The following is a 3,255-nucleotide window of genomic DNA, read 5'->3' as shown; positions in this document are numbered from 1 at the left end:
CCGGCTTCGATTCGGAAGCGTTCCTGCGCAACGCGAAAGTGTATTTCGTGCGTTTGCAGGCGGCTTGGGACGTCGGCAATGTCGAAGACATCCGCGAATTCACGACGCCGGAAATGTTCGCCGAAGTGCGCGTCGACCTGGCCTCGCGCGGAACGCAGCAGAACCAGACCGACGTCGTGCAGCTGAACGCCGACTTGCTCGGCGTCGAGGAACGCGCCGGCGAATACCTGGCGAGCGTGCGCTTCTCCGGTCTGATTCGCGAGGAGCCGGGCGCGGCGGCCGAGCCGTTTGTCGAGGTCTGGAATCTGTCCAAGGCGAATCGTCCCGGCGAAGGCTGGTTGCTCGCCGGGATCCAGCAGGTCGAGCAACACTGACATGCGCGAGCGCCGAACGAAATTTGTCCCGAAAAAGCCCCGCCTGGCGCCAGCCTCGCGCATCGCATAGGCCGTTCGGCCGAGGATGCCGCGTAGCGAACGGACGTTACAATAGGAGCCCGCGCAAGCACCTCGCTCGCGCGGGTTTTTTCTTGCCACTTTCGATGACCCTTGCCGCCAAGCCCTTCGCTGCTGCTGTCAATCATCTGCTCGCCCGCGAATCATGGGCACGTGAGCGCCTCGTCCCTTACGCGGGCAAGACCGCGCGTCTGTCATGTCCACCGCTTGTCGTCGCGCTACTCGTACAGCCGGACGGCTATCTCGGCACGATCGGCGAGACCGACGCGCATCGGTTCGACGTGACGATTGCGGTGCCGTCCGAAGCGCTGCCGGCTTTCGTGCAGGGCGGCCAGGCCGCCGTGATGAAGCACGTGAAGATCGAAGGCGACGCAGAGTTCGCGACCGTGATCGCGAAGCTGGCCGAGCATCTGCGCTGGGAGCCGGAGGAAGATCTGGCGAAGCTGATCGGCGACGGGCCGGCCTGGCGCATCGCATCGGTCGTGCGCTCGGTTGGCGAGCACGTGCAGCGCACCGGCCGCAACCTGCTCGATACCGCCGCGGAGTATCTGCTGGACGAGAATCCGCAACTGGTGCGCCGTGCTGCGCTTGCGGATTTCAACGTCGAGCTGGCCAGCGCGCGTGATGCGCTGGCGCGTGTGGAGAAGCGCATCGAACGTCTCGAACAGAAGGTCGAAGCCCGCGGCGCGCCTGCGCCGGGCGGCGCCGCCACGTCGCGCGGCACGCGCTAGTCACCGGGCCCAGTCATGCGTTTTCTGCGTTTTCTCAAGATATTTTTCACGGTCATCCGCTTCGGCCTCGATGAAATGATGCTGAGCCGGATCAATGACCGGCGCGTGCGTCTGCTGCTGCGTATCACGACGCTCGGCCGCAAGTTCGATGCGCCGCCGGGCGTGCGCCTGCGGCTCGCGCTCGAAAGCCTCGGGCCGATCTTCGTCAAGTTCGGCCAGGTGTTGTCGACGCGGCGCGATCTGCTGCCGGTCGACATCGCCAACGAACTCGCGAAGCTGCAGGACCAGGTGCCGCCGTTCGATTCGGCCGTCGCAATCGGCCTTGTCGAGAAGTCGCTTGGCGCGCCGGTCGACGTGCTGTTCGACGATTTCGAGCGGGTGCCGGTCGCGAGCGCGTCGATCGCGCAGGTGCACTTCGCAAAGGTCAAGGCCGGCCAGCACGCGGGCAAGTCCGTCGCGGTGAAGGTGCTGCGCCCGAACATGCTGCCGGTGATCGACTCCGACCTCGCGTTGCTGCGCGACATCGCCGTGTGGGCCGAGCGCCTGTGGGCGGACGGCAAGCGGCTCAAACCGCGCGAGGTGGTGGCCGAATTCGACAAATACCTGCACGACGAACTGGACCTGATGCGCGAGGCGGCTAACGGCAGCCAGTTGCGGCGCAACTTCCAGGGACTCGACCTGCTGCTCGTGCCGGAGATGTACTGGGAGTTCTGCACGCCGACGGTACTGGTGATGGAGCGCATGGTCGGCGTGCCGATCAGCCAGGTCGACACGCTGCGCGCGGCCGGCGTCGATATCCCGAAGCTCGCGCGCGAAGGCGTCGAGATTTTCTTTACTCAGGTGTTCCGCGACGGCTTTTTTCATGCCGACATGCATCCGGGCAACATTCAGGTGAGCCTCGATCCGGCGCACTTCGGCCGCTATATCGCGCTCGACTTCGGGATCATCGGCGCGCTGTCGGACTTCGATAAGAACTACCTCGCGCAGAACTTCCTCGCCTTTTTCAAGCGCGACTACCATCGCGTCGCGACGCTGCATCTGGAGTCGGGCTGGGTGCCGCCGAACACGCGCGTGGAGGAGCTGGAAAGCGCGATCCGCGCGGTCTGCGAGCCGTACTTCGATCGCGCGCTGAAAGACATTTCGCTCGGCCAGGTGCTGATGCGCCTTTTCTCGACGTCGCGCCGCTTCAACGTCGAAATCCAGCCGCAACTCGTGCTGCTGCAAAAAACCATGCTGAACGTCGAAGGTCTCGGCCGCTCGCTCGATCCTGAGCTGGATCTGTGGAAGACCGCGAAGCCTTACCTCGAGCGCTGGATGAACGAGCAGATCGGCCTGCGCGGGTGGTACGAGCGCCTGAAGATCGAGGCGCCGCAGTGGAGCAAGACGCTGCCGCAGTTGCCGCGCCTCGTGCATCACATGCTTGCCGAGCGTCATCATCCGGCCGGCGGCGCGAACGACGATGTGATTCGCCAGATTCTGCTCGAGCAAAAGCGCACCAACCGTCTGCTGCAAGGGCTGCTGCTGTTCGGCGCGGCGGTCGGCGTCGGCGCGGTGCTTGCGCGGGCATTTCTGGCGCTCGCCTATGGCGGCTGAGCGCGGTCGGCTGAGCGCGGCGCGTAACCGGTGGTCGCCGGTTCAGGCGACCATCCAGCCCCCGGTTTGGCCGCTGGTTACGGCGGCGCCTGGGCGCAACCCCATACGAGGCATCCCGTGAGCGATCCGACCCAACCCCCCGTGCCCGATTTCGCGAACCGCGACCCGAACTCGCCCGAGTTCTGGAGCGAACGCTTCGAGCGCCACTTCACTCCGTGGGATCAGGCGGGCGTGCCGCCCGCCTTCCGCGCGTTTGCTGAACGCCACCGCGACGCAGCGGTGCTGATCCCGGGCTGTGGCAGCGCATACGAAGCGGCATGGCTCGCGCAGCAGGGCAATCCGGTCCGCGCGATCGACTTCTCGCCGGCCGCCGTGGCAGCGGCGCGTGAACAACTGGGCGCCCGCCACGCGCAACTCGTCGAGCAGGCGGATTTCTTCACTTATGAGCCGCCATTCGCGCCAGGATGGATTTACGAGCG

General features: G+C 65.7%; 4 protein-coding genes. All 4 read left to right on the top strand.

All coding sequences use genetic code 11. The features are described 5' to 3' along the window. A partial coding sequence (locus VGH68_RS07985; protein WP_331603028.1) for a Tim44-like domain-containing protein occupies positions 1–374 on the top strand: 374 nt, incomplete at its 5' end. 164 nt (positions 375–538) lie between these two features. Then, positions 539–1,183, top strand: coding sequence for a ubiquinone biosynthesis accessory factor UbiJ (locus VGH68_RS07980; RefSeq protein WP_331603027.1), 645 nt, complete (start codon positions 539–541; stop codon positions 1,181–1,183). A gap of 15 nt (positions 1,184–1,198) precedes the next feature. Further along, on the top strand, positions 1,199–2,776 hold the full coding sequence (gene ubiB, locus VGH68_RS07975; protein WP_331603025.1) for a ubiquinone biosynthesis regulatory protein kinase UbiB: 1,578 nt from the start codon (positions 1,199–1,201) through the stop codon (positions 2,774–2,776). 117 nt (positions 2,777–2,893) lie between these two features. Then, a partial coding sequence (locus tag VGH68_RS07970) for a methyltransferase domain-containing protein (protein ID WP_331603024.1) occupies positions 2,894–3,255 on the top strand: 362 nt, incomplete at its 3' end.

Origin of the sequence: Paraburkholderia sp. (assembly GCF_036488505.1) — a bacterium.
Classification (GTDB): domain Bacteria; phylum Pseudomonadota; class Gammaproteobacteria; order Burkholderiales; family Burkholderiaceae; genus Paraburkholderia.
Note: the sequence above shows the minus strand (reverse complement) of the source record. Positions and strands in the feature narration are given on the sequence as shown.

Bases quoted from the DNA above. Each gene is read 5' to 3' on its own strand.
- VGH68_RS07980 (WP_331603027.1), top strand. From the start codon at position 539: ATGACCCTTGCCGCCAAGCCCTTCGCTGCTGCTGTCAATCATCTGCTC.
- ubiB (WP_331603025.1), top strand. From the start codon at position 1,199: ATGCGTTTTCTGCGTTTTCTCAAGATATTTTTCACGGTCATCCGCTTC.